The organism is Rhodococcus sp. BH4 (assembly GCF_002079265.1).
Classification (GTDB): Bacteria; Actinomycetota; Actinomycetes; order Mycobacteriales; family Mycobacteriaceae; genus Rhodococcus_F; species Rhodococcus_F qingshengii.
In genome coordinates this window covers 4,080,001-4,105,829 of the sequence record NZ_CP014941.1, presented here as the reverse complement: position 1 = coordinate 4,105,829, position 25,829 = coordinate 4,080,001, and the positions used below count along the sequence as shown (strand labels likewise).

The following is a 25,829-nucleotide window of genomic DNA, read 5'->3' as shown; positions in this document are numbered from 1 at the left end:
GGCGCGCCCGCGCATGAAGGTACGCGGTGGTAGCTCGGGCATTACCACTGTACTTTCCGAGTCTGAGGGCAAACTTTGAGAGTGGCGTGCGACACGCCACAGCGGCCCCGCGCACGTTCACGGAGAGCGAGGCGTGAGGCGAGTCTCCACTTCCGGTGTGCAGGCAATAGGATGAATACCTGTGACTCCAGCTGACCTTGCCGAACTGCTCCGCGGAACCGCAGCGAGCGTCCTTGCCGATCGTGGCCTCGACGTATCCGTGCTACCCGAAACACTCACCGTCGAGCGACCACGCAACCCCGAGCACGGCGATTACGCCACCAACATTGCCATGCAGGTAGCCAAGAAGGTCGGCACGAATCCCCGCGAGCTGGCGGGCTGGATCGCCGAAGCCCTCACCGCTGCCGACGGAATCGAATCCGCCGAGATCGCCGGGCCCGGCTTCCTCAACATTCGGTTGGACAAGGACGCCCAGGGCGCGATCGTCGTGTCGGTTCTCGAAGCCGGTGCGTCGTACGGCTCGGGTGACTCCCTCGCCGGCAAGAAGATCAACCTCGAATTCGTCTCCGCCAACCCCACCGGACCGATTCACCTCGGTGGAACCCGTTGGGCCGCAGTCGGAGACGCGCTCGGACGCATTCTGTCCGCGCAGGGTGGTTTGGTAACACGTGAGTACTACTTCAACGATCACGGTGCCCAGATCGACCGCTTCTCGCGTTCGCTGATCGCTGCAGCGAAGGGTGAACCTGCTCCCGAAGACGGTTACGCCGGTGCATACATCGCCGACATCGCCGCCTCGGTTCTGAAGCAGCGTCCCGACGTCATGGATCTGCCTGCCGACGAGCAGCAGGAAACCTTCCGCGCCATCGGCGTCGAATTGATGTTCACGCACATCAAGCAGACCCTGCACGACTTCGGCGTCGACTTCGACGTCTACTTCCACGAGAACTCGCTCTTCGAATCCGGTGCGGTCGAGAAGGCCGTCGAATCCCTCAAGGGTTCGGGCAACCTCTTCCACGAAGACGGTGCGTGGTGGCTCAAGAGCACCGACTACGGCGACGACAAGGACCGCGTCGTCATCAAGAGCGATGGCAACGCCGCCTACATCGCCGGTGACATCGCCTACTTCCAGAACAAGCGCGCACGTGGGTTCGACCTCTGTATCTACATGCTCGGCGCCGACCATCACGGTTATATCGGCCGTCTCAAGGCTGCCGCTGCCGCATTCGGCGACGATCCGGACACCGTCGAGGTGCTGATCGGCCAGATGGTCAACCTCGTCAAGGACGGCACTGCCGTCAAGATGAGCAAGCGTGCAGGCACCGTCATCACCCTCGACGACCTGGTCGAGGCAATCGGCGTCGACGCCTCGCGTTACGTCATGATCCGCTCGTCGGTCGACTCGAGCATCGACATCGACCTCGACCTGTGGACCAAGACCAGCAGCGAGAACCCCGTCTACTACGTGCAGTACGCGCACGCACGCCTCTCGGCGATCGCTCGCAGCGCCGCAGACCTCGGTCTGTCCGCCGACGCGAGCAACCTCGCCCTGCTCACCGTCGAGCAGGAGGGTGACCTCATCCGCACGATCGGCGAGTACCCACGCGTCGTGTCGAGCGCTGCGAATCTGCGTGAGCCGCACCGTATTGCCCGCTACCTCGAAGAACTCGCGGGTGCGTACCACCGCTTCTACGGCGCGTGCCGCATCCTTCCGCAAGGCGACGAAGACGCCACCGACGTGCACCGCGCGCGTCTGGCTCTCTGCGCCGCCACCCGACAGGTCCTGGCCAACGGTCTCGAACTGCTCGGCGTCACCGCACCGGAGCAAATGTGAACGCGCACCCCGCCGGCCCCAAGCATGCCGAGCAGTTGCAGGCCCCCGGCTTGCCCGACCGTCCGACCAGCCCCGAAGCCTTCGGCGAACTCTCACCGCAGGTGTGGCCGCGCAACGCTTCTCGCGGCGACGACGGTGAAGTGACCCTCGCGGGTGTCAAGGTCGGTGAACTTGCCGAGAAGTACGGCACTCCGTTGTTCGTCATCGACGAGGACGACTTCCGTTCACGCTGCCGTGACATGGCCCGCGCCTTCGGCCCGGATGCCAAGGTGCACTACGCATCCAAGGCATTCCTCTGTGGCGAGATCGCACGCTGGGTCGCCGACGAAGGCCTCTCGCTCGACGTCTGCTCCGGCGGCGAACTGGCGATCGCGTTGCACGCGGACTTCCCGGCCGAGCGAATTGCCATGCACGGCAACAACAAGTCAGTCGCCGAACTGGCCGCTGGTGTCGCCGCGGGCGTCGGACACGTCGTGCTCGACTCGTCGATCGAGATCGACCGACTCGATCGTGTCGCCGGTGAGGCCGGTGTCGTTCAGGACGTGTTGATCCGACTGACCGTCGGCGTCGAAGCGCATACCCACGAATTCATCTCCACCGCACACGAGGACCAGAAGTTCGGTTTCTCGCTGGCCGGGGGAGCGGCGATCGACGCGGTCCGTCGCGTCTTCGCTGCCGACAACTTGCGCCTGGTCGGCCTGCACAGCCACATCGGTTCGCAGATCTTCGACGTCGACGGTTTCGAGGTGGCAGCGCACCGCGTGATCGGTTTGCTCCGCGACGTCGTCACCGAGTTCGGAGTCGAGAAGACCAAGCAGATTTCGATCATCGACCTCGGCGGCGGCATGGGGATCTCGTATATCCCCTCCGACGACCCGCCGCCCGTCGACGAACTGGCAGCAAAGCTCGGCCACATCGTGCGCAACGAGTCCGCACTGGCCGGATTGCCGGAGCCGACGCTTGCCGTCGAACCCGGCCGCGCCATCGCCGGACCTGGCACGGTGACGCTCTACGAGGTCGGCACCATCAAGGACGTCACGGTGGGTAGCTCGCTGACACGCCGCTACATCAGCGTCGACGGCGGGATGAGCGACAACATCCGCACGTCCCTCTACGGTGCGGAGTACGAAGCCAAGTTGGTTTCGCGAACTTCCGAGGCTGATCCCGTCGTTGCACGTATCGTCGGTAAGCACTGCGAGTCCGGTGACGTGGTCATTCGGGACACCTGGATGCCCGAGGACGTCGGGCCCGGTGATTTACTAGCGGTAGCAGCGACCGGTGCATACTGCTATTCGATGTCGAGCAGGTACAACCTGCTCACCCGCCCAGCCGTGGTGGCGGTGCGTGACGGAGTCTCACGCGTGATTCTGCGGAGGGAAACAGTGGAAGATCTGCTCAGCTTGGAGGTATCGCAGTGACGAGCGAATCGGCGCATCGCGCTATCGGTGTGGCCGTTCTCGGCCTCGGCAACGTCGGGAGCGAGGTCGTCCGGATCATTCGTGAGCAGGCCGAGGAACTCGAAGCTCGCGTCGGCGCCCCGTTGGAACTGCGGGGGGTTGCCGTCCGCCGTATCGGCTCGGACCGCGGAATTCCCGAGGAACTGCAGACGACGGACGCCGAGTCCCTGGTCGGTCGTGACGACGTCGACATCGTGGTCGAGGTGATCGGCGGAATCGAGCTCCCTCGCAAGCTGATTCTCTCTTCGCTCAACTCCGGCAAGTCGGTCGTGACCGCCAACAAGGCGCTGCTCGCGGACCACACCGGTGAATTGGCGGAGGCTGCAGAGGCCAACTCTGTCGACCTGTACTTCGAGGCCGCTGTTGCCGGCGCGATCCCCGTGATCCGCCCGCTCACACAGTCGTTGGCCGGAGACCGTGTCAACAAGGTCGCCGGAATCGTGAACGGCACCACCAATTTCATCCTTTCGGCGATGGACGAGACCGGCGCCGACTACGAAGAGACCTTGGCCGAAGCCGGACGCCTCGGATACGCGGAAGCCGACCCGACCGCGGACGTCGAAGGCTACGACGCCGCGGCGAAGGCAGCGATCCTCGCGTCGATCGCGTTCCACACCCGCGTCACTGCCGCGGACGTGTACCGCGAAGGAATCTCCACGATCACCTCCGCCGACCTGGCTTCGGCGAAGGCACTCGACTGCACGATCAAGTTGCTCTCGATCTGCGAGCGCATCGTCACGCCCAAGGGCAAGGAGCGGATTTCCGCTCGCGTGTACCCGGCGCTGGTTCCGCTCAGCCATCCGCTGGCCTCGGTCAACGGCGCGTTCAACGCCGTTGTCGTGGAAGCAGAGAACGCCGGCCGGCTCATGTTCTACGGCCAGGGCGCAGGCGGCGCCCCCACCGCTTCCGCGGTGATGGGTGACCTGGTGATGGCTGCGCGCAACAAGGTTCACGGCGGCCGCGGCCCCCGCGAGTCCAAGTACGCCAAGCTCAAGGTCGCCCCGATGGGCGACATCCTCACCCGCTACTACGTGAACATGGAGGTCGCGGACAAGGAAGGTGTGCTGTCCGCAGTCGCCGCCGAGTTCGCCAAGCACGGCGTGAGCATCTCCGTCGTCCGCCAGGAGGGCGCCGGCGCCGGCGCGCGTCTGGTGGTCGTCACTCATGTAGCAACCGACGCGGCTCTCTCCGAGACCGTGGCGGCTCTCAACGAACTCGAATTCGTCACCGCTGTGACCAGCGTGCTGCGACTGGAAGGCACTGAACAATGACCGGCATCGTCAACCCCGTCCACAAGGCATGGCCGGGTCTCATCGAGGCATACCGGGACCGTCTCGCGATCGGTGACAACTGGAAGACCGTCACCCTGCGCGAAGGCGGCACCCCGCTCCTGCCGGCCGGCCACCTCTCCGAGATCACCGGCTGCGACGTCTACCTCAAGGTCGAGGGTCTCAACCCCACCGGTTCCTTCAAGGACCGCGGCATGACGATGGCCGTCACCGACGCCTTGGCCCGTGGCCAGCGTGCAGTTCTGTGCGCGTCCACCGGCAACACCTCCGCCTCGGCCGCTGCGTATGCAGCCAAGGCCGGCATGACCTGCGCCGTGCTCATCCCGCAGGGCAAGATCGCCATGGGCAAGCTTGCGCAGGCAGTCATGCACGGTGCCAAGATCATTCAGGTCCAGGGCAACTTCGACGACTGCCTCGAGCTGGCACGCAAGACCACGGCCGAATTCCCCACCATCGGTCTCGTCAACTCGGTCAACCCGGTGCGCATCGAAGGCCAGAAGACCGCGGCATTCGAGATCATGGACGTCCTCGGCAAGGCTCCCGACGTGCACGCACTCCCGGTCGGAAACGCCGGGAACATCACCGCGTACTGGCGCGGATACTCCGAGTACTACGCGGACGGTCTGACCACGGTCAAGCCCCGCATGCTCGGTGTCCAGGCAGCCGGAGCGGCTCCGCTGGTCAACGGTGCACCCGTCAAGGATCCCGAAACCATCGCCACCGCAATCCGAATCGGTTCTCCCGCTTCCTGGAACGGCGCTGTCGCCGCGAAGGAAGAGTCGAACGGTGCATTCCGTGCCGCCACCGACGAGAAGATCCTCGAGGCTTACCGTCTGATCGCCGCCACCGAGGGCGTCTTCGTCGAACCGGCGTCGGCAGCCAGCGTCGCCGGCCTACTCGCCGCACGTGCAGAGGGCTGGCTCGAGCCGGGCCTGACCGTCGTGTGCACGGTGACCGGTAACGGTCTCAAGGATCCTGACACGGCTTTGAAGGGTATGCCGAACGTCGAGCCGATCGGTGTCGATCCCGTTGCCGTCGCGGCTGCCCTCGAGCTTGCATAGTGTCCGTGGATTCATCGACCACTCCGCGGAATCCGGTGTCTGACATGACTATAACCCTGCCTATCGGCCTTTCGGTGACTGCTCGCGTCCCGGCCTCGAGTGCAAACTTGGGGCCGGGGTTCGACACCCTCGGTCTGGCGTTGGGGTTGTACGACGAAATCGTAGTCACCACAACGGATTCAGGCCTTCAGATTCGCGTCGAAGGTGAAGGCGCTGCCGACGTGCCCTGGGGTCCTTCGCATCTCGTGGTCCGCGCCATCGAGCGTGGTCTCGAGGCGGCCGGAGTGTGGGCCAGTGGCCTGGACGTGTTGTGCCGCAACGCGATTCCACATTCGCGCGGGTTGGGATCCTCGGCTTCCGCGGCTGTCGGTGGATTGGCAGCAGCCAACGGTCTGGCGCGCGCTCTCGATGCCGAGATCGGCTTGACGGAAGAGCAGTTGGTTCAACTCTCGTCCGAGTTCGAAGGTCACCCGGACAACGCGTCTGCCAGTGTTCTCGGTGGCGCAGTCGTCTCGTGGAGTTGCCCACCGGCCGTCGAAGGCGACGAGCCGATCTACTCCGCGGCCAAACTCGACGTCCATCCCGACATCCGTGCTGTGGCACTGGTTCCCGAGGAGCGGTCGTCCACCGCACACACTCGCGGGCTCCTGCCCGAATTGGTTCCGCACCAGGATGCCTCGTTCAACGCGAGCCGCAGCGCGCTCGCCGTCGTTGCGCTCACTGCTCGGCCCGATCTGTTGATGGCGGCCACCGAGGATCGCCTGCATCAGGCACAGCGCGCACCCGCGCTTCCGCTCACGACGCGATGGATCGGGATCCTGCGCGAGGCGGGTATTGCTGCGACCGTTTCCGGAGCCGGCCCCACCGTGTTGGCGCTCAGCACAGAACCTTTCCCCGTCGAACTCGCGGAAGCGGCGCGGGCAGACGGACTACGTGTGCTCGAATTGGACATCGCCGACGGCGTCGAAGTATCCACGACGACGGTCTGATCCCTGCCTTGGTCCTGGTGATCGCCCACTACCGATCGGTAGTGAACTGACACACCCAGTCGTCCAAATTCTTGCCGGACTCAGGTTTGGGCGCTATCCTGGGCTATGTCCGTACATCGTGCGCGTCAGTCGCCGGTACATCACCAGGGGGCAAAACTCCTTCCCAATCGGGGTCCACAGTCCTTGGCATGATTCTCGCAGGCATGATCCTCACGCTTGTACCTTCTCCGAAGGTTTGAATCCTCCGCGGATCGAACACTCAGAGGTTCCATCACTCTGGGGTTCAACACACGGGGGAGTGAATCGTCGACGAAGGCGCGTTGGGCAGGTTTGCGAGCGCATGAAAAGTTTGAGGCGAGAGTTTCCGACAATCATGTGACGGCGGACAAGCCGGCAGTTCTGGACAGCAACCACGTACGGCACCACCGAGTTCGGTATTCAGTCGAACTGCGGGACGAACCCTCGACTTTGCGCAGTGCGAGTGAGGGAAGGAAAGGACCTCCGTGACCGATACGGACCTCATCGCCACTTCTGCACCCGCCGGGTCGGAATCAGGCGACAATTCTCAGGCGTCATCTTCAGCATCGAACGGTGCGGTGGCGACCTCCACGAAGCGTGCCGAAACGCGCCGTGGTGCCGGACTCTCCGGCATGGTGCTCACCGAACTCCGCACTCTTGCGGGTGAACTGGGCATCAAAGGCACTTCCGGCATGCGCAAGGGTGACCTGATCGCAGCCATCAAGGAGCGCCAGGGCGGCAGCGCGAAGGCTGCACCCGCACAGAGTGAACTCACTCTCGACGACGCACCCGTTGCGCGCACTCGTGCCAAGAGCACTCGCGCCACACGCACCGAAACCCCCGCAGCCGAAACAGCTCCGGCAGCCGAGTCGGCTCCTGCCGAGGCCGCGCCTGCGCGTACGGAATCCGCCGAGGATTCCGATCAGAGCGCACCCCGTCGCGGACGTCAGCGTCGTGGCGCCGCTCGTCGTGCAGGTTCACCCGACCAGGGCGAACTGAGCATCGAGCAGGAAGCTCCTTCGGCGAAGTCCGACGCGGACACCGCGAAGGCCGCCGATTCTTCGAAGGTCGCCGAGACCGCCAAGGCCGAGGCTCCGGCCGAGCGTCCTGCGCGCACCGAGGGCAAGTCCGACGCTGATCAGGCTCCTGCCGAGCAGGGCAACGAGCGTCCCCGCCGCGAGCGAAACCGGGACAACCAGGGCCAGCGGGACAACCAGGGCCAGCGCGAGAACCAGGGCAACCGGGGTAACCAGGATCGCCAGGACCGTCAGGATCGCGGCAATCAGAACAACGCCGGCCAGAACAACGCCGGTCCTCGCACGGACAACCGCAACAACGGGCCGGACGACGACGAAGAGGGTGGACGCGGACGCCGCGGACGCCGTTTCCGCGAGCGCCGTGGCCGTGGTCGCGATCGCGGTGAGGGTGGCGCACCCAACGATTCACGCGAGACCGAGATTCGTGAGGACGACGTCCTGCAGCCGGTCGCCGGCATCCTCGACGTCCTCGACAATTACGCCTTCGTGCGTACGTCCGGGTACCTCGCCGGCCCCAACGACGTCTACGTCTCCATGAACCTGATCCGCAAGAACGGCCTTCGCCGTGGCGACGCCATCACCGGTGCCGTCCGCGTCTCGCGTGACGGTGAGCAGGGTAGCCAGCGTCAGAAGTTCAACCCGCTGGTCCGTATCGACACGGTCAACGGCGGCGACGTCGAGGCCGCGAAGAAGCGCCCCGAGTTCAACAAGCTCACGCCGCTGTACCCGAACCAGCGTCTGCGCCTCGAGACCGAGCAGCACATTCTCACCACGCGTGTCATCGACCTGGTGATGCCCATCGGTAAGGGCCAGCGCGCCCTCATCGTGAGCCCGCCCAAGGCCGGTAAGACCAGCGTGTTGCAGGCGATCGCGAATGCCGTCGCCACCAACAATCCTGAGTGCTACCTGATGGTCATCCTCGTGGACGAGCGTCCCGAGGAAGTGACCGACATGCAGCGCAGCGTGAAGGGTGAGGTCATTTCCTCCACCTTCGACCGCCCGCCGGGAGATCACACCGCAGTTGCCGAGCTGGCAATCGAGCGTGCGAAGCGCCTGGTCGAGATGGGTAAGGACGTCGTCGTACTGCTCGACTCCATCACGCGTCTGGGTCGTGCGTACAACAACTCCTCGCCGGCGTCGGGACGCATCCTCTCCGGTGGTGTCGACTCGACGGCGCTCTACCCGCCGAAGCGTTTCCTCGGTGCTGCCCGCAACATCGAGAACGGTGGATCGCTCACCATCATCGCTACCGCAATGGTCGAGACCGGATCCACCGGCGACACCGTGATCTTCGAAGAGTTCAAGGGCACCGGCAACGCCGAGCTCAAGCTCGATCGCAAGATCGCCGAACGCCGCGTGTTCCCGGCCGTGGACGTCAACCCGTCCAGCACGCGTAAGGACGAGTTGCTCCTGAGCCCGGACGAAGCTGCGGTGCTGCACAAGCTCCGTCGCGTCCTGTCCGGTCTGGACTCGCATCAGGCCATCGATCTGCTGATCGATCGACTGAAGAAGAGCAAGAACAACCTCGAGTTCCTGATGCAGGTCTCCAAGACCGCACCGGGTGCGATCGACGACTGATCGATTCGACGTCAAAAGGCCCACAACCAGCTGGTTGTGGGCCTTTTGCGTGGGCGGAACAAAACCGAGCGACAGTGCGTTGACAACTTCGTACAGCCACCCCGAGGCGTGCGAGACGCGGATTATCCGGTGAGGTACCGCATCTGGCATACTGAACGGCCGAGTCCGGTTCCGGTTCACGATGTCGATTGGCGACGTCGACCCGGCGACCATTGAAAGGGACACCATGAAGGCAGGAATCCACCCAACCTACGTAGCGACCACCGTCGTCTGCGGTTGCGGTAACACGTTCGAGACCCACAGCACCAAGGAGTCCGGACGCATCAACGTCGAGGTTTGCTCGCAGTGCCACCCGTTCTACACGGGCAAGCAGAAGATTCTCGACACCGGTGGACGCGTCGCTCGCTTCGAGGCTCGCTACGGCAAGCGCGCAGACAGCAAGGTCCCGGCCACCGAGTCCTAGCTGTTCCGCCGACGCCCGATCTGCCATGCGCAGATCGGGCGTCGGCTTTTTTGTGCCTGCACTCGGTTTGCGCGTTTCCCGGGTCCCGGCGTCGAAATACCTTCAAGCGCGCACCGTAGGAATCGAAACTCAGAGCGGAGCGAACCATGGCAGGCGCAACCCAGCCCTCGGCCATCGACGACATCTTGGCGGAGCACGCCGGTCTCGAAGCACAGATGTCCGATCCGGCGCTGCACAACGACCCTGCCGCTGCCAGGCGCGTCGGTAAGCGGTTCTCCGAGCTCTCGCCGATCATGTCGACGTACAACAAGCTCACCGCTGCGCAGGACGATCTGGAAGCCGCGCGCGAACTAGCCGCCGACGATTCCAGCTTCGCCGCCGAGATCCCCGATCTCGAAGCCGAGGTCGCGCAGCTCGAGCAGACGCTTACCGATCAGTTGGCGCCGCGCGATCCGCATGACGGCGACGACATCGTCCTCGAAGTGAAGTCCGGTGAGGGCGGCGAAGAATCCGCGCTCTTCGCCTCGGACCTGGCCCGCATGTACGTCCGCTACGCGGAACGGCATGGCTGGCGCGTCGAGATTCTCGACGCGACGGTCTCCGATCTCGGCGGATACAAGGAAGCCACGCTGTCGATCAAGAGCAAGTCGGACACCCCGGACGGAGTGTGGGCGCGGCTGAAGTTCGAGGGCGGCGTTCACCGCGTCCAGCGAGTGCCTGTCACCGAATCCCAGGGACGCGTTCACACTTCGGCTGCCGGCGTTCTGGTCTACCCGGAGCCCGAAGAGGTCGAGCAGGTCCAGATCGACGAAAGTGACCTGCGTATCGACGTCTACCGTTCGTCCGGCAAGGGCGGTCAGGGCGTCAACACGACCGACTCTGCTGTCCGAATCACGCACCTTCCGACCGGCATCGTCGTCACCTGCCAGAACGAGCGTTCGCAGCTCCAGAACAAGGCGCGCGCCATGCAGGTCCTTGCAGCCCGTTTGCAGGTAGTCGCCGAGGAAGCCGCGGACGCTGAAGCGTCGGCAGGTCGCCAGAGTCAGGTTCGGACGGTGGACCGTTCGGAGCGCATCCGCACCTACAACTTCCCCGAGAACCGCATCACCGATCACCGCATCGGATTCAAGTCGCACAACCTCGACGCGGTGCTCGACGGTGAGCTCGACGCACTTCTCGATGCATTGGGCAAGGCGGACCGAGAGGCGCGTCTCGCGGCCGAGTAGATGCAGACCATGACTGACCTCCATCCCGCCGGGAACTCGGTGAACCGCGTGTCGGTCGAGCGTGGCAGGCTGTACCCGTGAGTCGACTTCCACTTCGTTTGGCGCTGATCGAAGCTGCAAAACAGCTCGACGCCGCAGGTGTGCCCAGCCCACGCACCGACGCCGAGTTGTTGGCATCCCACCTGCTCGGGGTCGAACGCACGCGTCTCGGACTGATTCCGTTGGTCGATCCCGAGGTCATCGCGGCGTTCGACGAGTTGGTTGCCCAACGGGTGAAGCGGATTCCGTTGCAGCACATCATCGGAGTCGCGTCGATGGGCAACATCGACGTCGCTGTCGGGCCGGGTGTCTTCATTCCGCGGCCGGAAACCGAACTGCTCATGGGTTGGGCACTCTCGTTCCTCGAAGGTTGCGGAAGCAAGCCGCCGGTAGTTCTGGACCTGTGCACGGGATCGGGTGTACTCGCGCTGTCCATCGCCGAGGCCCGTCCGGACGCCGTCGTTCACGCCGTGGAGAAGGAGCCCGCCGCGTTGGCGTGGGCGCGTCGTAATGCTGCCGACCGCGAGGCCGCCGGTGATACACCGATCCATCTGCATCAGGGTGATGTCACCGATCGGAACCTGTTGCCAGGGCTCGAGGGCGGCGTCGATCTGGTCGTGTCCAATCCGCCGTACATCCCCGAAGGCGCGCAATTGCAGCCTGAGGTCATGGATTACGACCCACACACCGCACTGTTCGGCGGTACCGACGGTCTGTCCGTCATCAAACCCATGATCAGCAACATCGCACGGTGGCTTCGAATCGGCGGCGCGGCAGGCATCGAGCACGACGACACCAACGGGGACGGCGTCGCTGCGCTGTTCTCGGCGCGCCGGGTATTCGGCGAGGTCGCGCAGCATCCAGATCTTGCCGGTCGTCCGCGATTCGTCGTCGCCAGACGTGTCGCCACCGACGTCGAAGCACAGCGGAATCGAACGCCCGAAGCGCAGAGTGAAAGGATGGCTGAGTGAGCACCGTGTACGACTGCAGTCAGACAGATTCCCGAACCGCAGGCTTGGCCGCCGCGAAGAACGCGCTCAAGGCCGGCCGACTCGTAGTTCTCCCTACCGACACCCTTTACGGACTCGCCGCCGACGCGTTCGACAGCGAAGCTGTCACGAGTCTTTTGCGCGCCAAGGGACGCGGGCGAGACATGCCCGTCCCGGTTCTGGTCGGATCGTGGAACACCATCGACGGGCTCGTCTACAGCGTGCGCCCGCAGGCACGGGATCTGATCCGCGCATTCTGGCCCGGCGGACTGAGCCTGGTCGTCGAGCAGGCGCCTTCACTTGCCTGGGACCTCGGTGATACCCGCGGAACCGTCATGCTCCGCATGCCCTTGCATCCGGTTGCCCTCGAACTGTTGCGCGATGTCGGACCGCTTGCCGTCTCGAGCGCCAACATTTCGGGGCGTCCGCCGGCAACTACCGTCGAGGAAGCCCGAGATCAGCTCGGCGGATCTGCCAGCGTGTATCTCGACGGGGGCAAGGCCGAACACGCCGTTGCTTCCACGATCGTCGACCTGACCGGCAATTCACCGCGTATCTTGCGAGTGGGTGCCGTCTCGGCAGAATCCATCGCCGAGGTATTGGGCACCAGTCCGGAAAGTCTCGTAGAGGGAGTTTCGTAACGATGGTCGGCGCCGGCGGCGAGCGCGCGGGGGAATCCACGTATTGGGGACCGGATTTCGGTGAGCTTGCCACGGCAGACCCCGAGATCGCGGCTGTTGCGCTGGCCGAACTCGAGCGTCAGCGCGACGGACTTCAACTCATCGCGAGCGAGAACTTCACCAGCCCTGCCGTACTGGCTGCCTTGGGTTCGACCCTGAGCAACAAGTACGCCGAGGGCTATCCGGGTCGGCGTTACTACGGCGGGTGCGAGTACGTCGACGTAGCCGAGAATCTGGCGATCGATCGGGCAAAGGCGCTGTTCGGCGCCGAGCACGTCAACGTCCAACCGCATTCGGGGGCCACTGCGAATCTCGCGGTGTACGCCGCATTCGCCAAGCCCGGCGACACCGTATTGGCGATGAGTCTGCCGCACGGTGGGCATCTGACTCACGGGTCTCGCGTCAGCTTTTCTGGGCAGTGGTTCACCACCGTTCCCTATCACGTCGATTCGGCCACCGAATTGATCGACTACGACGAGGTTCGCACCCTGGCTCTGGCGCACAAGCCGAAAATCATCGTCGCCGGCGCGACCGCGTACTCCCGCACCATCGACTTCGCAGCCTTCCGCTCGATCGCAGACGAGGTCGGTGCGATCCTGTGGGTCGACGCCGCCCACTTCATCGGACTGGTGGCAGGCCGGGCGATACCTTCGTGCGTTCCGTACGCCGACGTCGTCTCCGCGACGACGCACAAAGTCCTCAGAGGCCCGCGCGGCGGAATGATCCTGTGCCGCAGCGAGCATGCCTCGGCTGTAGATCGCGCGGTGTTCCCCTTCATTCAAGGCGGCCCGATGATGCATGCGATCGCTGCGAAGGCGGTTGCCTTCAAGGAAGCGTCGACGCCGGAATATCGTTGGTATGCACAGGAAGTGGTTGCCAACGCATCGGCACTCGCGCAGTCGTTGGAAGCTCGCGGCCTGCGCACCGTGTCCGGTGGAACCGACACACATCTGGCGCTTCTCGACCTGCGCGCAAGCGGTGTCACCGGAGTCGACGCCGAGCGTAGGTGCGGACTGGCTTCGATCACGCTCAACAAGAACGCGATTCCGTTCGATCCGCAGTCGCCCGCCGTCACGTCCGGAATCCGCGTCGGATCCGCGGCCGTCACGACCCAGGGTTTCAACCGCTCCGACATGAGCGTGGTGGGGGAGTTGATCGCGCGCGCAGTTGTCGCGGACCCCGCCACCACGTCAGGAGAGGCCGAGTTGGCAGCAGTTGCCGACGGCGTTCGCGAACTGGTCCGGGCAAAGCCTGCCTATGCCCGCCAGACGGGTGATCTCGAGCAGTGATCACTTCCTACGAGGCGACCACGTATCTGGCACAGGGTGGCGGGGGAGCGGGTGTTCCCATCCGTGAACTTTTGCTCGTGCTGTGTACGGCGGCGGTGGTGACCTACCTGGCGACTGGCGCAGTCCGGTTGTTGGCGCTGAGGTTCGGCGCTGTCGCGATTCCTCGTGATCGGGACGTTCACGTCGAGCCGATTCCGCGCCTCGGTGGCGTCGGAATGTATGTCGGCATGGCTGTCGGTCTGCTGTTCGCGCAGCAATTACCCGCGCTCACAAGAGGTTTCGGCTTCGGCAGTCCTGACGTACACGCTGCGCTCGTAGCTGGCGCCGTCATCGTCCTCGTGGGTGTGATCGACGACAGGTGGGGCCTCGACGCCCTCACCAAATTTGTCGGTCAGGTGACTGCTGCCGGCGTTCTCGTGGTGATGGGCGTCAGCTGGTTCATCATCTACAACCCGTTCGGCGGTGACGGTGGGTCCACCATCATCCTCGATCAGATTCAATCCGGACTGTTCACCGTTGCTGTTGCCGTCGCGACCATCAACGCCATGAATTTTGTCGACGGTCTCGACGGATTGGCCGCCGGGTTGGGTCTGATCGCGGCGCTCGCCATCCTCATCTTCTCGATCGGTCTTCTCCACGATCAGGGCGGCGACGCGAGTGTCTACCCGCCGGCGATGATCGCGGCGGCTTTGGCAGGCGCTTGTCTCGGTTTTCTTCCACACAACTTCAATCCAGCGCGCATTTTCATGGGCGATTCCGGGTCGATGTTGATCGGTCTCATGCTGGCCGCGATCTCCACCAGTGCATCCGGTCGTATTCCGCTCACTGCCTACGGAACCCGCGACCTCGTCGGCCTCCTCGCGCCGTTGTTGCTGGTCGGGGCTGTGATGTTCATCCCGATGCTGGACATGCTCCTGGCCGTGATCCGCCGGACGAAAGCGGGCGTCAGTCCGTTCAGTCCGGACAAGATGCACCTGCATCATCGCCTCTTGCAGATCGGACACACGCACCGACGAGTTGTGCTGGTCATCTACCTGTGGGTCAGCGTCCTGGCGTTCGGTGCCGTCGGATCCTCGCTGCTCAATCGTCAGCTGGTTGTTGTACTCGTCGCGGCCGGTTTGGTTCTTGCGTTGTTCTTCACTGCGGTGCCTTCCCTGATCGATCGCAAGCAGCAGCGTCGCTAGCCAAGTTTTCCGATCCATTACCCTTGGGCATCGTGACGAACACGCCGCAGCCTGTACCTGCCTCGCAACCCATCCCTGATTCGACCGCCGCCATGAAGTCGGCCGTGAAGTGGGGTGTGATGGGGCTGATCGCGCTGGCCGTGGTCGGCGCGCTCCTGGGCGGGCTCTTCGCCGGTAAGGAAGGCGTCTACGGCGCTTTGATCGGCGCAGCCGTCGGCGGCGGGTTCATCTTGTTCACGGCGTTGGGCGTGCTGCTCACAGCGAAGCTGCCTGCGCTCACGGCCGGTGCCGTTCTGCTCGGTACCTGGCTGCTGAAGATGATTCTCGCGATGGTGGTTCTCTTTGTCCTCTCGGACATGGATTTCTACAACAAGACCGCCCTCGTCCTGGTCATCATCATGTCGCTGGTCGTGGTGCTCGGTGCGGAGACTTACGGCGTCCTGGGAACCAAAACTCCGTACGTCGATCCCACTCCCAGCAGCAACGTCGACGACGACGAGTAGTACTACAAGAGGTAACTAATCGGACTTCAAGGTACCCCATCTACACAATGTCGTAGATGACTTGATAAGGTTCGGTTCAAGCGAGAGCAATGGTGGGCCGAGTAACACTCAGCCGACGATGCCATGTGCTCGCAGGTGGTCGAAATTCTGACCACTGAGTCGACGAGAGTCGCCGACACCGACAGACGCCAGGCCCCTCTAGGGTTCTCCAGCTGCTGACGAATGCGCGAGTCGAACTTGTCGACTTGTAGATCGTCAATGTCCGATCGAACCGCAGTCAATGATGGCTGCGGACCGACTACGGGAGAGAACGCTGAGCGTCACCACCCTGGCCGCGGATGAATTCCATGCGCCGTCACTAGACGATTTTTTCCCGCCCTCCGTGTTGATCCACGCGGGCCCCTTCGAGCTCGACCGTCTGATGCTGATTCGTCTGCTGATGTCGGTGCTGGTCGCAGCCTTCTTCGTGATCGCGATGCGCAGTCCTCGATTGGTTCCCCGTGGGATGCAGAACGCCGCCGAGCTTGCGCTCGACTTCGTTCGTATCAACATCGCCGAGGAGATCCTGGGCAAGGAACAGGGCAAGCGCTTCCTGCCGGTCATCACGACGATCTTCTTCATCGTGGTCGCCAGCAACCTGGCCAGCATCATTCCTTTCCTGAACATCTCGCCGAACGCACGAATCGGTATGCCCCTGGTACTCGCGGCGCTCGCCTACATCGTGTTCAACTACGTCGGAATCAAGAAGTACGGCTTCTTCAAGTACGTCAAGAGCAGCATCGTCGTTCCCGGCGTCCCGCTGCCCCTGCACTTCTTGTTGGTGCCCATCGAGTTCATCTCGACCTTCATCCTGCGCCCGTTCACGCTGATGGTTCGTCTCATGGCCAACATGTTGGCCGGCCACATCCTGCTGGTGCTGTTCTTCAGCGCGACGAACTACTTCTTCTTCGTGTCCGGCGGATTCCAGGCGATCTTCGGCGTTCCGTCGATCATCGCCGGTATCGCATTCACGTTCTTCGAGCTGCTGGTCATCTTCCTGCAGGCTTACGTGTTCGCGTTGCTGACCGCGGTGTACATCGAACTGGCGCTCCACGCCGACGAGCACTGACCTTTACCTCCTCACCAGCTACACCAAGAACTGAGCCTCTTGCCGAATCCGGCAGAGGTCAACAGAAAGGGAATGGAACACCATGAGCATCGCTTACCTCGCTCAGGAAGTTGTCGAGACCAAGTCGCGCGGCTACGGAGCCATCGGCTACGGCCTCGCAGCAATCGGCCCCGGCATCGGCGTGGGCATCGTTGTGGGCAAGGCAATCGAAGGCATGGTCCGCCAGCCCGAGATGGCCGGCCAGGTTCGTACCACCATGTTCCTCGGTATTGCATTCACCGAGGCCCTCGCATTGATCGGCCTTGTCGCCGGTTTCATTTTCTAAGACAGACATGGGAGCCACCTTCGCAGTGCTCGCGGCAACAGAGGAGACACACAATCCTCTCTTGCCCGAGACATACGACATCGTGTGGTCCGCGGTTGCGCTCGTCGTAGTCGGTTTTGTCTTCTGGAAGCTCGTTCTTCCGAAGTTCCAGAAGGTCTTGGCCGAACGCACCGAGCAGATCGAGGGCGGCATCAAGAAGGCCGAAGACGCACAGGCAGAGGCAGCGGCCGCGCTCGAGCAGTACCGCGCGCAGCTCGCCGAAGCTCGTACCGAGGCAGCGCAGATCCGTGAGGAAGCGCGTACCCAGGGTCAGCAGATCATCGCTGACATGAAGGTTCAGGCGCAGGACGAGAGCGACCGCATCGTGGCCGCAGGCCACAGCCAGCTCGTCGCCCAGCGTCAGCAGATTGTCGCTGAGCTCCGCTCGGATCTCGGCAAGACCGCTGTAGACCTGGCCGAGAAGGTCATCGGGGAGTCCCTCGCCGACGACGTGAAGCGCGCCGGAACGGTTGATCGTTTCCTCAACGAGCTCGACACCGTCAGCGCTGATTCAGCCAGGAAGTGAGCAACATGTACGCAGCGAGCCGTGAAGCCTTGGCGCAGACTCGTTCTGCGCTGAGCAGTGCCCTGGGCGCCGTCTCTGCAGGAGCCGCAACTGCTGCTTCTGCTCAGGCTGGGTCCGAGCTCTTCTCGGTGGTCGAGGTACTCGACGGCCAGCGCGCTCTTCGCAGCGCGCTGGCTGACGCTTCGGCACCGGCCGCTGGTCGCCAGGCTTTGGCAGAGCAGTTGTTCTCCGGAAAGGTCGGCGCCGAGGCGCTCGCCACCGTGAAGGCAGCTGCAGGCCAGGACTGGTCTGCGGCCCGCGACTTGGTCAACTCGCTCGAACTGCTCGGACGCGAAGCTCTGCTCCGCGCCGCAGCCGATCAGAGCCAGTTGGACACCGTTGAGGACGAGCTCTTCCGTCTCGGTCGCATCGTGGCAGGGGATCCCAGCCTGGAGCAGACGCTCTCGGATCTGTCGGTTCCCGCAGCCCGCAAGCGTGAGTTCCTCTCCCGCTTGCTCTACGGCAAGGTCACCGCGGTCACCGAGGCACTCGCCGGACAGGCTGTCGGCCGGTTGAAGTCTGCACCCGCAGACACTTTCGATCAGCTGTCGAATCTTGCCGCAGCGCAGCGCGATACCACCGTTGCTCACGTTCGCAGCGCCTCGGCGTTGAGCTCGGAGCAGTCGGATCGCTTGGCGAGCACGCTTACCCGCACCTACGGGAAGCCGGTAGCAGTGCACGTCGAGGTCGATCCAGAACTCCTCAGCGGCTTGGTCGTCCGGGTGGGCGACGAGGTTATCGACGGCAGCGCAGCGGGTCGACTCGCAGCACTGCGGAAGAACCTCAAGTAGTCCTTCAGCCGAACACATACTCCAGATCTTTTCGAAGACCAGACACCGAGAGCAGGAAAAACATGGCGGAGCTGACGATCTCCTCCGACGAGATCCGTAGCGCGATCGACAACTACACCGCGAGCTACTCCCCGGAGGCCTCCCGTGAGGAGGTCGGCACAGTGACCGACACCAGTGACGGCATTGCGCACGTCTCTGGCCTGCCTTCGGCTATGTCCAACGAGCTGTTGGAGTTCCCCGGTGGAATCGTCGGCGTCGCGCTCAACCTGGATGCCACCGAAATCGGTGCCGTCATCCTTGGCGATTACCAGAACATTCAAGAAGGCCAGGAAGTAAAGCGCACGGGCGACGTTCTGTCGGTTCCCGTCGGCGATGCTTTCCTCGGCCGCGTCATCGACCCGCTGGGTGCGCCCATCGACGGCCTCGGCGAGATCGAGAGCACCGAGAACCGTGCACTCGAGCTCCAGGCCGCTTCGGTGCTCGAGCGCCAGCCGGTCGAAGAGCCGCTCCAGACCGGTATCAAGGCTATCGACGCCATGACCCCGATCGGCCGCGGCCAGCGCCAGCTCATCATCGGCGACCGCAAGACCGGCAAGACCGCGGTCTGCATCGACGCCATCCTGAACCAGAAGGCCAACTGGGATTCCGGCGATGTCAACAAGCAGGTGCGCTGCATCTACGTTGCCATCGGTCAGAAGGGTTCCACCATCGCGGGCGTCAAGGCTGCCCTCGAGGAGAAGGGCGCGATGGAATACACCACCATCGTTGCTGCTCCGGCATCTGATTCCGCAGGCTTCAAGTGGCTCGCACCGTACACCGGCTCGGCCATCGGCCAGCACTGGATGTACCAGGGCAAGCACGTTCTGGTCGTGTTCGACGACCTGACCAAGCAGGCAGAGGCGTACCGCGCCATCTCGCTGCTGCTGCGTCGCCCGCCGGGACGCGAGGCTTACCCCGGTGACGTCTTCTACTTGCACTCCCGTCTGCTGGAGCGTTCGGCGAAGCTGTCCGACGCACTCGGCGGTGGCTCGCTGACGGCTCTGCCGATCATCGAGACCAAGGCGAACGACGTCTCGGCTTACATCCCGACCAACGTCATCTCCATCACCGACGGTCAGGTGTTCCTCGAGTCCGACCTGTTCAACAAGGGCGTTCGCCCCGCGATCAACGTCGGTATCTCGGTCTCCCGCGTCGGTGGCGCTGCACAGACCAAGGGCATGAAGAAGGTTTCCGGTTCGCTGCGTCTGGAACTGGCTCAGTTCCGTGAGCTCGAAGCGTTCTCCGCCTTCGCTTCCGACCTCGACGCTGCCTCCAAGGCTCAGCTCGAGCGCGGCGCCCGTCTGGTCGAGCTGCTCAAGCAGGATCAGTACAGCCCGATCCCCGTCGAGGACCAGATCGTCTCGATCTACCTGGCCGGCGAAGGCATCTTCGACAGCGTTCCGATCGGCGATGTCCGTCGCTTCGAGAAGGAACTGCTCGAAGACCTCAAGCACTCGGCTGCTGGCGTCTACTCCAGCATCAACGGCGGTAAGGCACTCGATGCCGACAACGCTGCTGAGCTGATCGCCGCGACGAACAAGTTCAAGGAAGGCTTCATCGCATCCGACGGAAGCCGGGTCGTGAACGAAGCCGAGGCTGACGCTTTGGGCGCCGACGAGGTCGCGAACGAGCAGATCAACGTCAAGCGCAAGACCGTCAGCAAGTGACGTACGCGCCCATGACACTGCGAATTCCGAAGGGAGAGTGATTGATCGATGGCGAGCATTCTCGAATTGCGGTCTCGTATCAAGTCGGTCAACTCGACCAAGAAGATCACCAAGGCACAGGAACTGATCGCGACTTCGCGTATCACCAAGGCTCAGATTCGCGTCGCCGCGTCCAAGCCGTATGCCGAGGAGATCACGAAGGTACTCACCGAATTGGCGAGTGCGTCTGCTTCGCTCGATCACCCGTTGCTCAACGAGCGTCCGGAGCCCAAGCGGGCAGCGGTCCTCGTTGTCACCAGTGACCGCGGCATGTGTGGTGGCTACAACTCCAACGTCCTCAAGCAGGCAGAAGAGCTCATGGCTCTCCTCCGCAGCGAGGGCAAGGAGCCGGTCGTGTACGTGCTCGGTTCCAAGGGGCTCGGCTACTACACGTTCCGCGGCCGCGACATCGGTGCTGCGTGGACGGGCTTCTCGCAGGATCCGGGTTACTCGGATGCCGCGAAGGCCAGCCGCCACCTGGTGGAGCTGTTCATGGCTGGTTCGGGTAACCAGGTTGCCGCTCCGAACGGTGAAGGCACGATCGAGGGCGTCGACGAACTCCATATCGTCTACACCCGCTTCGTGTCGATGCTGACGCAGACTCCCGAGGTTCGCCGTATGGCCCCTCTCGAGGTCTTCGTGTCGGAAGAGCGCATCGAACTCGGTGACGACATGCTGACCAACGGCCACGACGACGACCATGACAATGGCCCCGTCGCGGACTTCAGCTTCGAGCCCGAGCCCGAGAAGCTTCTCGGCGCTCTTCTCCCGAAGTACGTCAGCACTCGTATCTTCTCGTCGCTTCTCGATGCTGCGGCATCGGAGTCGGCAGCCCGTCGTACTGCCATGAAGGCCGCGACGGACAACGCAAACGAACTGGTGAACACGTTGAGCCGTCAGGCCAACCAGGCTCGCCAGGCCCAGATCACCCAGGAAATCAGCGAGATCGTCGGCGGCGCCAACGCGCTCGCCTCGAGCGCAGGAAGTGACTAGCACATGACCGCAGCAGTAACCGAAAACAACGGGGCAGGTTCGGCTTCGGCCGTAGCCGGCCGCGTCGTGCGGGTCATCGGTCCCGTCGTGGACGTTGAATTCCCGCGTGGCGCTGTTCCTGAACTGTTCAACGCCCTGAACGCCGAGATCACGCTTCCCTCGGTCGCCAAGACGCTGACGCTCGAGGTTGCACAGCACCTCGGTGACAACCTGGTCCGCACCGTCTCCATGCAGCCCACCGACGGACTCGTCCGCGGCACTGCAGTGACCGACTCGGGCAAGCCGATCTCGGTTCCCGTCGGTGACGTCGTCAAGGGCCACGTGTTCAACGCACTGGGCGATTGCCTCGACACCCCCGGCCTCGGCCGCGACGGCGAGCAGTGGGGCATCCACCGCAAGCCACCAGCCTTCGATCAGCTCGAAGGTAAGACCGAGATCCTCGAGACCGGCATCAAGGTCATCGACCTTCTCACCCCGTACGTCAAGGGTGGAAAGATCGGCCTGTTCGGTGGCGCCGGCGTCGGCAAGACCGTTCTGATCCAGGAAATGATCACGCGTATCGCTCGCGAGTTCTCGGGCACCTCGGTGTTCGCAGGAGTCGGTGAGCGTACCCGTGAGGGCACCGACCTCCACCTGGAAATGGAAGAGATGGGCGTCCTCCAGGACACCGCCCTTGTCTTCGGCCAGATGGACGAGCCGCCCGGAACGCGTATGCGCGTCGCCCTGTCCGCACTGACGATGGCGGAGTACTTCCGCGACGTTCAGGGCCAGGACGTTCTGCTGTTCATCGACAACATCTTCCGCTTCACGCAGGCAGGCTCCGAGGTTTCCACCCTCCTCGGCCGTATGCCTTCGGCAGTGGGCTACCAGCCCACGCTGGCGGACGAGATGGGTGAGCTCCAGGAGCGCATCACCTCGACTCGCGGTCGCTCGATCACCTCGCTGCAGGCTATTTACGTGCCCGCCGACGACTACACCGACCCCGCGCCGGCTACGACGTTCGCGCACCTCGATGCCACCACCGAGCTTTCGCGCCCGATTTCGCAGATGGGTATCTACCCCGCTGTGGATCCGCTGAGCTCGACCTCCCGCATCCTGGAGCCCGGCATCGTCGGTGCCGAGCACTTCCGCGTTGCCAACGAGGTCAAGCGCATCCTGCAGAAGTACAAGGAACTGCAGGACATCATCGCCATCCTCGGTATGGACGAGCTTCAGGAAGAGGACAAGGTCCTCGTCGGCCGCGCCCGTCGTATCCAGAAGTTCCTCGGCCAGAACTTCATCGTTGCCGAGAAGTTCACCGGTGAGCCCGGCTCCGTCGTGCCGCTCCGCGACACGATCGAAGCCTTCGACCGCGTCTGCAAGGGCGAGTTCGATCACCTGCCCGAGCAGGCATTCAACAGCTGCGGTGGACTCGACGACGTCGAGGCTGCAGCCAAGAAGATGGCCGGGAAGTAGTCCACGATGGCTGAGATGACCGTAGAACTCGTTGCCGTCGAGCAGCGCTTGTGGTCTGGTTCGGCGACGCTGGTCAGCGCTCAGACCACCGAGGGTGAAATCGGAATCATGCCTGGGCATGAGCCGGTCCTCGGCCAGCTGATCGAGGGCGGAACCGTGTCGATCACCTCGGTCGACGGCGAGCGTATCGTTGCTGCGGTACACGGAGGATTTCTCTCCGTCACTGCGACGACGGTGACGATCCTTGCCGAGTCCGCGGACATGGCACAGGACATCGACGTCGAGGCAGCCAAGGCTGTCTTGGCCGAGAACTTGGGCGACCTCGAAGCGATTGCGGTCGCCAAGGGTCAGCTCCGGGCCGTCGAGCGCGCGTAAGTTACTCGAGTAAAGCCGCGACGGGAGCCGACGAACAGTGACATTCGGAATGACTGTGTTGATCATTCTGGTTGTGCTGCTCGCGGTTCTCGTCGCGGCTTTTCTGTATCGTCTGCTGGTTCTGCGTCGCGGCGGTACCGCTGCACTGCTTCGTGTTCTGCCATCTCCGGGGGACAGCGGGTGGCGTCACGGAATCATTCGCTACGGCGAAAGCACCTTTGTCTTTTTCAAACTGTCGAGTCTGCGGCCGGGCCCGGACTCCAGGATCGATCGTCAAGGTATCGAGGTCGAGAGCCGTCGTTCTCCCTCGGGTACCGAATTCGACATCATGAGCGACGACATCGTCGTGGTCAAGGTCAATGACGGCTCGTCGGCCTACGAAATCGCTTTGGACAGTGGAGCATTGACAGCGTTCCTGTCCTGGGTGGAATCGCGGCCGGACGGGCGCGCCCGTAGGCGACGCACCGCCTGACCGGTCCCGCTCAAGCCCCGGCGCCGGGCTTCCAGAGCACATCGCCTTCAGGATTTGCCACTCTTCCCATGATGAAGAGCAGATCCGACAATCTGTTGAGGTATTTCGCGGGGAGCACGCTCGTGTCCTCCGGGTTCGTATCGATGGCGGACCAAGCCGCACGCTCAGCACGCCGCGAGACGGTTCTTGCTACGTGAAGCAGGGCTCCCAAGGCGGTACCGCCCGGCAGAATGAACGAATTCAACGGTGCCAGTTGCTCATTGAGTTCATCGCACCATCCTTCGAGTCGATCGATGTAGGACTGAGTCACTCGTAGCGGCGGGTACTTCGGGTTCTCGACCACGGGGGTGGACAAGTCGGCCCCTGCGTCGAAAAGGTCGTTCTGGATCTGGCGCAGCATTGCGAGGAGATGCTCCGGGGGAGTGCCGAGAGCAACGGCCACGCCGATCGCTGCATTGGTTTCGTCGCAATCCGCGTAGGCGATCAGACGCGGATCGTTCTTGGACACGCGGGAAAAATCACTGAGGCCCGTGGTCCCGTCGTCGCCGGTCCGGGTGTAGATCTTCGTCAGGTGAACAGACATAGGGCTACGGTACCGGCGCGGTGCCGACGAGGTTGTGGCTCTAGGCTGTGAACCGTGAGTGAGCACTTTCTTGTGACCGGGGGTAACCGCCTCGAAGGTGAAGTACTGGTGGGAGGGGCCAAGAACAGTGTGCTGAAGCTGATGGCCGCGGCGCTGTTGGCCGAAGGCACCACTGTCGTGACCAACTGCCCGGACATTCTCGACGTACCGCTGATGGCGGACGTTCTGCGAGGTCTGGGCTGCGAAGTCGAACTCGAAGATTCCGAAGTGCGGATCACGACGCCGGCCGAGCCGAAGTATCACGCTGACTTCGATGCGGTGAAACAGTTCCGAGCGTCAGTGTGTGTTCTCGGTCCGCTGGTCGCGCGTTGTCGACGCGCTGTTGTTGCCTTGCCTGGAGGTGACGCCATCGGTTCTCGGCCCCTCGACATGCACCAATCCGGGCTCCGCCTGTTGGGTGCGCGCAGCGAGATCGAACACGGATGTGTAGTTGCCGAGGCAGACGACCTGCATGGAGCGAACATCCGCCTGGTCTTCCCGTCTGTGGGTGCAACCGAGAACATCTTGATGGCAGCGGTCCTCGCCCGTGGTGAGACAGTGATCGACAACGCTGCACGTGAGCCCGAGATCGTGGATCTGTGCAACATGCTCAACGAGATGGGCGCCAAGGTATCTGGCGGCGGAAGTTCGACGCTCACCATTCAAGGCGTCCGCAAGTTGGAACCGACTACGCACCGTGTCATCGGCGATCGGATCGTCGCTGCAACGTGGGGTGTCGCGGCATCCATGACCAGGGGTGACGTCCGAGTTCGCGGGGTGAACCACAAGCATCTCGGGTTGGTCCTCGACAAGCTTCGGACAGCCGGCGCGGAGGTGACTCCCGAGGTCGACGGCTTCCGTGTCATCCAGCGCGAACGGCCTAAGGCGGTCAATTTCGCAACCTTGCCTTACCCCGGATTCCCCACCGACCTGCAGCCGATGGCAATCGGTTTGGCGGCGGTTGCCGAGGGCACGTCGATGATCACCGAGAACGTATTCGAATCGCGTTTCCGATTTGTCGAGGAAATGATCCGACTCGGCGCCGACGCCCGAACTGACGGTCACCATGCGGTGATCCGCGGAGTTCCGGTGTTGTCGAGTGCACCGGTGTGGTCTTCGGATATTCGGGCCGGCGCCGGGCTCGTGCTTGCGGGGTTGGTTGCGGACGGAACCACCGAAGTTCACGACATCTTCCACATCGACCGTGGGTACCCGCGATTCGTCGAGAATCTCCGTGGACTCGGGGGAGTGATCGAGCGGGTGGGCTCCGACTAGGTATCGGTGCTCGGCGTCACACTCGGGTCTATTCGCGATTGACAGATAGGCGCAACAGTCTGACCTGGCCTTAGCCGGCCAATCGCTGTAGTGACCAGGCGATTTGTGAATTGATTGAAGGTTCGCGTAACTTATTCCAAGTCAGAGCGACACGGACACCGACTCCCGCCTTTACGGCGAGTGACACGAGGTTGTACGAAGTGCCTGACCAAAATCTGAAGTAGTTTCCATCATGTATGGTTGTGCTTCACCTCCAGTTCTTCCCCGAATGTTCAGCGGTTTGCGCCGATGATCACGATGGGATAGGCTGGAAAAGTTGCCCCGGAGCGGCGGCCATAGGGTCGTGGTGATGGTGTGTGCGTGTTCTTTGAGAACTCAACAGTGTGTCGATGAATGTCAGTGCCAAAATTTTTTTGGTACTTCACATC

General features: G+C 63.2%; 24 protein-coding genes. 23 read left to right on the top strand and 1 reads right to left on the bottom strand.

The genetic code is table 11. The features are described from left to right. Positions 1-181: 181 nt before the first annotated feature. The 22 genes from argS to A0W34_RS18745 all read left to right on the top strand — a co-directional run bounded on the left by argS (position 182) and on the right by A0W34_RS18745 (position 23,504). Entirely contained in the window at positions 182-1,834 is a 1,653-nt protein-coding gene (gene argS, locus A0W34_RS18850; protein WP_081558078.1) for an arginine--tRNA ligase, read from the top strand. Beyond that, positions 1,831-3,252 carry a diaminopimelate decarboxylase gene (gene lysA, locus A0W34_RS18845; RefSeq protein WP_003941384.1) on the top strand — a complete coding sequence of 474 codons (1,422 nt, stop codon included), beginning with the start codon at positions 1,831-1,833 and terminating at the stop codon, positions 3,250-3,252. Before argS ends, lysA begins: the two co-directional genes overlap by 4 nt. Beyond that, the gene (locus tag A0W34_RS18840) at positions 3,249-4,562 is read left to right on the top strand and encodes a homoserine dehydrogenase (RefSeq protein ID WP_007726192.1); all 1,314 of its coding nucleotides are present in this window, start codon (positions 3,249-3,251) and stop codon (positions 4,560-4,562) included. The genes lysA and A0W34_RS18840 overlap by 4 nt, the downstream gene beginning before the upstream one ends. Beyond that, positions 4,559-5,641: a threonine synthase gene (gene thrC / locus A0W34_RS18835; protein WP_003941280.1), complete on the top strand. Its 1,083-nt coding sequence runs from the start codon at positions 4,559-4,561 to the stop codon at positions 5,639-5,641. Before A0W34_RS18840 ends, thrC begins: the two co-directional genes overlap by 4 nt. Before the next feature lie 44 nt (positions 5,642-5,685). Further along, positions 5,686-6,630, top strand: coding sequence for a homoserine kinase (gene thrB, locus A0W34_RS18830; protein WP_007726194.1), 945 nt, complete (start codon positions 5,686-5,688; stop codon positions 6,628-6,630). Between the two features lie 503 nt (positions 6,631-7,133). Beyond that, entirely contained in the window at positions 7,134-9,263 is a 2,130-nt protein-coding gene (rho, locus tag A0W34_RS18825) for a transcription termination factor Rho (protein WP_081558077.1), read from the top strand. Between the two features lie 226 nt (positions 9,264-9,489). Further along, positions 9,490-9,726, top strand: a complete 237-nt coding sequence (gene rpmE, locus A0W34_RS18820; RefSeq protein WP_003941310.1) for a 50S ribosomal protein L31 — start codon at positions 9,490-9,492, stop codon at positions 9,724-9,726. A 146-nt stretch (positions 9,727-9,872) separates the two neighbouring features. Beyond that, positions 9,873-10,952, top strand: a complete 1,080-nt coding sequence (gene prfA / locus A0W34_RS18815) for a peptide chain release factor 1 (RefSeq protein ID WP_003941341.1) — start codon at positions 9,873-9,875, stop codon at positions 10,950-10,952. Positions 10,953-11,029: 77 nt separating this feature from the next. After that, positions 11,030-11,962 (top strand): peptide chain release factor N(5)-glutamine methyltransferase, encoded by a 933-nt coding sequence (gene prmC / locus A0W34_RS18810; protein WP_030537333.1) that lies wholly within the window; start codon positions 11,030-11,032, stop codon positions 11,960-11,962. Next, positions 11,959-12,621 carry an L-threonylcarbamoyladenylate synthase gene (locus A0W34_RS18805; RefSeq protein ID WP_003941345.1) on the top strand — a complete coding sequence of 221 codons (663 nt, stop codon included), beginning with the start codon at positions 11,959-11,961 and terminating at the stop codon, positions 12,619-12,621. Before prmC ends, A0W34_RS18805 begins: the two co-directional genes overlap by 4 nt. Positions 12,622-12,623: 2 nt before the next feature. Beyond that, positions 12,624-13,949 carry a serine hydroxymethyltransferase gene (gene glyA / locus A0W34_RS18800; protein ID WP_030537334.1) on the top strand — a complete coding sequence of 442 codons (1,326 nt, stop codon included), beginning with the start codon at positions 12,624-12,626 and terminating at the stop codon, positions 13,947-13,949. After that, positions 13,946-15,133 (top strand): glycosyltransferase family 4 protein, encoded by a 1,188-nt coding sequence (locus A0W34_RS18795; RefSeq protein ID WP_003941359.1) that lies wholly within the window; start codon positions 13,946-13,948, stop codon positions 15,131-15,133. Before glyA ends, A0W34_RS18795 begins: the two co-directional genes overlap by 4 nt. A 32-nt stretch (positions 15,134-15,165) precedes the next feature. Further along, a complete protein-coding gene (locus A0W34_RS18790; RefSeq protein WP_019749175.1) occupies positions 15,166-15,636 on the top strand; it encodes a glycine zipper family protein in 471 nt (156 codons plus the stop codon). 280 nt (positions 15,637-15,916) lie between these two features. Continuing rightward, positions 15,917-16,744, top strand: a complete 828-nt coding sequence (gene atpB, locus A0W34_RS18785; RefSeq protein ID WP_030537337.1) for a F0F1 ATP synthase subunit A — start codon at positions 15,917-15,919, stop codon at positions 16,742-16,744. Positions 16,745-16,826: 82 nt separating this feature from the next. Then, positions 16,827-17,069, top strand: a complete 243-nt coding sequence (locus A0W34_RS18780) for an ATP synthase F0 subunit C (protein WP_003941327.1) — start codon at positions 16,827-16,829, stop codon at positions 17,067-17,069. A gap of 7 nt (positions 17,070-17,076) precedes the next feature. Beyond that, positions 17,077-17,634 carry a F0F1 ATP synthase subunit B gene (locus tag A0W34_RS18775; protein WP_019749173.1) on the top strand — a complete coding sequence of 186 codons (558 nt, stop codon included), beginning with the start codon at positions 17,077-17,079 and terminating at the stop codon, positions 17,632-17,634. Between the two features lie 5 nt (positions 17,635-17,639). Then, positions 17,640-18,464, top strand: coding sequence for a F0F1 ATP synthase subunit delta (locus A0W34_RS18770; RefSeq protein WP_003941304.1), 825 nt, complete (start codon positions 17,640-17,642; stop codon positions 18,462-18,464). A 62-nt stretch (positions 18,465-18,526) separates the two neighbouring features. Continuing rightward, positions 18,527-20,170: a F0F1 ATP synthase subunit alpha gene (gene atpA / locus A0W34_RS18765; RefSeq protein ID WP_007726218.1), complete on the top strand. Its 1,644-nt coding sequence runs from the start codon at positions 18,527-18,529 to the stop codon at positions 20,168-20,170. A 48-nt stretch (positions 20,171-20,218) separates the two neighbouring features. Further along, positions 20,219-21,202: a F0F1 ATP synthase subunit gamma gene (locus A0W34_RS18760; RefSeq protein WP_003941320.1), complete on the top strand. Its 984-nt coding sequence runs from the start codon at positions 20,219-20,221 to the stop codon at positions 21,200-21,202. A gap of 3 nt (positions 21,203-21,205) precedes the next feature. Continuing rightward, positions 21,206-22,657: a F0F1 ATP synthase subunit beta gene (gene atpD / locus A0W34_RS18755; protein ID WP_003941349.1), complete on the top strand. Its 1,452-nt coding sequence runs from the start codon at positions 21,206-21,208 to the stop codon at positions 22,655-22,657. Between the two features lie 6 nt (positions 22,658-22,663). Then, on the top strand, positions 22,664-23,032 hold the full coding sequence (locus A0W34_RS18750; RefSeq protein ID WP_081558076.1) for a F0F1 ATP synthase subunit epsilon: 369 nt from the start codon (positions 22,664-22,666) through the stop codon (positions 23,030-23,032). A gap of 49 nt (positions 23,033-23,081) precedes the next feature. After that, complete coding sequence (locus A0W34_RS18745) at positions 23,082-23,504, top strand: DUF2550 domain-containing protein (RefSeq protein WP_029255703.1); 423 nt, start codon at positions 23,082-23,084, stop codon at positions 23,502-23,504. A 10-nt stretch (positions 23,505-23,514) separates the two neighbouring features. Here A0W34_RS18745 and A0W34_RS18740 read toward each other — a convergent pair whose 3' ends face one another. Further along, positions 23,515-24,087 (bottom strand): cob(I)yrinic acid a,c-diamide adenosyltransferase, encoded by a 573-nt coding sequence (locus A0W34_RS18740; protein ID WP_081558075.1) that lies wholly within the window; start codon positions 24,085-24,087, stop codon positions 23,515-23,517. A 54-nt stretch (positions 24,088-24,141) separates the two neighbouring features. Here A0W34_RS18740 and murA point away from each other — a divergent pair, with 54 nt between their 5' ends. Continuing rightward, on the top strand, positions 24,142-25,401 hold the full coding sequence (gene murA / locus A0W34_RS18735) for a UDP-N-acetylglucosamine 1-carboxyvinyltransferase (protein WP_007726224.1): 1,260 nt from the start codon (positions 24,142-24,144) through the stop codon (positions 25,399-25,401). Positions 25,402-25,829 lie beyond the last annotated feature (428 nt).